Source organism: Cellulophaga sp. BC115SP (genome assembly GCF_009905545.1).
GTDB lineage: Bacteria > Bacteroidota > Bacteroidia > Cytophagales > Spirosomataceae > Flectobacillus > Flectobacillus rivi.
This window is the reverse complement of record NZ_JAAALB010000103.1, coordinates 1-4,573: the sequence shown is the minus strand read 5'-3', so window position 1 is coordinate 4,573 and position 4,573 is coordinate 1. Positions and strand designations below refer to the sequence as shown.

General features: G+C 38.2%; 4 protein-coding genes. All 4 read left to right on the top strand.

Annotated features, from left to right (window positions below; all coding sequences use genetic code 11):
- A partial coding sequence (locus GVN22_RS26790; RefSeq protein ID WP_304487899.1) for an RHS repeat-associated core domain-containing protein occupies nucleotides 1-1,548 on the top strand: 1,548 nt, incomplete at its 5' end.
- 67 nt (nucleotides 1,549-1,615) lie between these two features.
- Nucleotides 1,616-1,774: a transposase gene (locus GVN22_RS28520; protein WP_166554076.1), complete on the top strand. Its 159-nt coding sequence runs from the start codon at nucleotides 1,616-1,618 to the stop codon at nucleotides 1,772-1,774.
- 665 nt (nucleotides 1,775-2,439) lie between these two features.
- A complete protein-coding gene (locus GVN22_RS26780; RefSeq protein WP_166554075.1) occupies nucleotides 2,440-2,772 on the top strand; it encodes a hypothetical protein in 333 nt (110 codons plus the stop codon).
- Nucleotides 2,773-3,414: 642 nt separating this feature from the next.
- Nucleotides 3,415-4,573: DUF6443 domain-containing protein (locus GVN22_RS26775; RefSeq protein WP_240915789.1), on the top strand; the 1,159-nt coding region annotated here is incomplete at its 3' end.

Below are 4,573 nucleotides of genomic sequence, written 5' to 3'. Positions count from 1 at the left end.
GGCAACATCACCAAATACGATTGGAGTAACAATGGTGCCAAGCGAGGATATGTATTGGCTTATGATGGGATGAATCGACTGTTACAGTCCATTGGAACCAATACAGATACAGATTTAAGTGAGAGTTTAAGTTATCGTTTAGATGGCTCCATCAAAACACTCAAACGTTGGAATGGACCACTGGGAGGTACAAGTCGAGACGATTTAGCGTATAGTTACGCCTCTAACCTATCAGTACAACTCACTTCGGTACTAGACAACACCAATGATAGTAAAGGCTATAACGATGTCAACAAAACCACGACAGATTTTAGCTATGATGCTAATGGCAATTTGGTAGTAGATAATGACAAAGGGATAACGAATATTAATTATAATTTACTAAATTTGGTCAACAAGGTAAGCTTTGCTGACAAACAAGTAAGTTATTATTACGATGGTTCTGGTACCAAGTGGAGTTATGCCAACAGCGGGCCAGGAGGAATCAACAAGATATACATAGGAGGTTCAGAATATGTCAATCAGGGGACTATCACCCTGAACAGAATATTCACAAGTGAGGGACATGTACAATTGCGAGAAGGTTGGACACCAAACAGTCCACTGAGCAAATACATTTACTTGTACGACATCAAAGACCACTTGGGTAACGTTCGCCTAGTACACGACGACAGCGAGCAAGCTAAGATATATCAGGGGAATTATTACAGTGCCTTTGGGGTATCGATATTATCCCTAGGTGATAATATGACCCCTACCCAAACGGTGCTTTCCAACGACAGGCTCTACAACGGCAAAGAGCTACAGGACGGCACCAACTGGCTAGACTATGGTGCTAGGATGTATTATCCTGAGTTGGGTAGATGGATGGCGGTGGATCCACTTCCAGACACAGGAGGACAAGAATCATGGTCAACATACCAGTATGTGTTTAATAATCCTGTTAAGTTAACAGACCCTGATGGAAGATTTCCTACACCACATCCTTCTACAGTACTGTGGACATCAGCAGGTTTCTCTCATAACCCCAATGAGGCAGAGTCCTATCATTTAGGAAAAGACTTGCTTCAAAGGGCAGGTAAAGCGATGGCTACCGTTATGGCAATGGTTGTACCAGTAGAAGAGGTAGTACTCGCAGGAGTCGGAATCGTAGCAAAGGAGTTAGGGGTTGTGTCTAAGGTAAGTCTTGATAACAATGCATTAATTGCTGCAATTGAAAGGGGAAAAAAAAGTGATGTAGTTAAGGCTATAGGTTCAAATAAACCTATAGTTTCCATTACTGCGGCTAAAGAGTTTCTTACCAAAGGGAGTAAAACAGAGCTTAAATCTTTTATGAAAGAAGTAGGAGCAAGTGTAAGTAAAAAGGGAGGAACATCAAAACAAGTTGAAGCTTTACAAGCACAGGCAATATCTATGGGAAGAAAGGTTGGTAGAAATGATGCAAGTATAATTGCTGGTGCTAAGAACAATAATGCTACTGTCGTGACAGATGATAAAAGAATGACAAAATTTATGAATGCTATATCTCAACCAGTAAAAGGGTTTTAGAGCATGTTTAAAAATTAAAAAAAGGTATCGGAGCATTTACTTTTGAGTGACCAAACTTGAAAGTAAGATGCAAACCCAATATGTTGAGTTAACCGATACTCAGTGGAAAATTATAGAAGAAATTTTAAAAGGCCAAAGAAAGCGAAAACATAGTTTGCGAGACGTCTTCAATGGTATTTTAGCAATATTACGAACAGGCACACAATGGCGAAACTCAAATCATTAAAGTATTTCATGGCAGGTAATTTACTATTATTTTCGGAAGTGGAAAAACGCTGGTACTTTGGAAAGGCTATATAGTGAATTAAATAAACAAGAGAGAAAAAGACAGGGTAAAGAAGACCAAGTCTATTGTGTACGGTACGCCGCCCGATTGTAGTCAGTCCGTTAAATCTGTTCCATTTGTTAATTAATATAGGGGGATAGATGGTAACAAGTATGTAAATGGGCGTAAACGTCATGTAATTGTAGATACATTGGTACTAATTTGAGGAGTTGTTGTTCACGCTGCTGATATACATGATGGAGCAAAGGCTCATTTACCAGTTGAACACTGTTTAGGATATTTAGCAAGGATGAAAAAAATCTTGTTGATGATGCTTATAAAAAAGTATTCTTTGATTGGGTAAATGATAATATTATCGGTTTAGAAATTGAGGTTGCTTCTAAACCACCTACTGAAAAAGGGTTTGTAACTGTTAAATGGAGGTGGGAAAATGAACGAACTTTCGGTTGGTTAAACTTCTTTAGAAGACACTCTAAAAACTATATTGGGGTCACACTCGACAAGAACAGTAAATTCTGCTGAAGCATGGATTATGTGGGGTAATTGCCAAATAATCCTAAATCGAATTGAATAAACAACAAATATAATTTTAAACATGCTCTTAGATGGGAAGTTACAATAGATTAAAAATTCAAATAAATTGTCCTCAATGTAAAAAGAAGATTGATGGAACTCTACAGTTTAGATTCGGAGATATTTGGTTTTATGAGTATAAAATCGGAGACTATATTAAAAGTAATGATTCTTCTGAAGAGCTATTGGACTATTTGGTATATTGTATTTTGGAGGATTCCATATGTCCATATTGTCAAAGTCAGCTTTCAGAGGAGTATGATATGCTAGTTGAGAAAGGAAGAATAGCACATGTATCTTTGATGAAAGACTATTCAATATATTTGAAAGAAAATGAAGGGGATTATATAGAAATTCGTGCATAAGCGACACAAAATAACATGTATAGCTGATTACTGGACAAAAATTTACTTGTACGGGTTTAGGCCTCATTTTAATATTGTCATTTTCAATACACCATTGTAGTAAAAATACCATTTTCTGGCAGTGTTCAACAATGATGCTGTGACCCTTTCTAAAAATGGACTCATATTTGGACTTAGTTTTGTCTGACAGTGATTTGTTTGCAGTTTTTAAGTCCTTTTATAATACATAAAACATAACAGGCAATGACAATACAAAATAGTAATCGAATTTTTTTTTGTTTTTGAAAGCTATCATTTCTAAATTAAATCCATTGATTTTGACGCACTTAAACCTAACTGGAGACCCCGATACACTCAATTTGTCATCTAAGTTTATAGATAGTAAGATTTTTTGTTTTTTCAGAGGCGAATTTGTGATAAGAATAATTAAAGAATCCTCGCTAGTACTGCCCTCCAAGCCAATACTAGCGAATTCTAAGGATTCCAAGCCTTAAAAACAAGCAGTCACACTCTGCCTTATATACTTCATACTTTTAATCACAAACTATTACTGGATAATATTTCATTTATGCTCAAATGATAGTTTTATTATCCTTCAACACCAAACGCTGCCCTAAGTAACCCAAACCTTAAAAACATCTAATGAAGCGCTACCTAATTATCTATATGGCACTAATGGCTTATGGAGCCATTGGCCAAACCTCTTCTCGTAACTTTGTGCGCCAAACGGTGCACAAGGTTGCAGGTGGAGCTAATCTTTCGAATCCCAACCAAGCTCAAAGTACCATTACTTATTTTGATGGTTTGGGACAAAGTACCCAAACTGTGGATGTCCATGCTGGAGGAGCAGGTCAAGACTTGGTACAACTCACCGAGTACGACGACCACGGTCGTGCTGTAAAGCAGTATTTGCCTCTCCCTGTCAATGGTGGTAAGGGGGACTATAATACGGGTGTAGCTACTGCTACTGCTACCTACTATGGTGCTGGCAATAGAGCCTATAGTCAAACGGTGTATGAGCCCATGCCTTCGAGTCGAGTATTGAAGGTAGCAGGGCCTGGCGATGAGAGCCTTTGGTCATTGAATAGCTCACCTTGGAACCGAGCTGATGGTACTACTAGAAGTATCTATACTTTCAATACCGCTAACACCATTCATGAAATTCGTGTAAGCCAGAGTAGTTTCGAGGCAGGTTCTTTAGCCAAAGGGATTACCAGAGCAGGCTATTATGGCAAAAACCAGTTGACTGTTACTGAGACGATTCAAGAGGGGAACAAAAGCGAGAATCTCAACAAAAACCGAGTGCGTGAGTACAAGGATAAGTATGGTCGTGTGGTATTGAAAAGTTTCATCAATAGCGATAATGAGGTTGCCAATACCTATTATGTCTATGACGACTATGGACAATTGCGAGCAGTGCTACCACCCGAACTGAGTGCTGTGATTACAGGATTGACTGAGGCCAATTTGACAGAAGCAGCCTTTTTGTATTGCTACGATGACCAAGGTCGTTTGGTTTACAAAAAAGTACCCGGTGCAGGCTATGTCAAAATGGATTATGATGCCAACGACCGATTGATTTATTTACAAGATGCTAACCAACGGTCAAAAAATCAATATATCAGTATTGAATACGATGGACTCAACCGAGAGACCCGTCGTATGTTAGTAACCAATGGTACTTCCAAAGATCTTAGTATCAATTACTATGATACTTATGATAACTCGTGGTTTACAGGTATTACTACCAAAAATCCTTATAGCCAGATTTCAGCCAGTAGTAAAACAGGTTTATTGACAG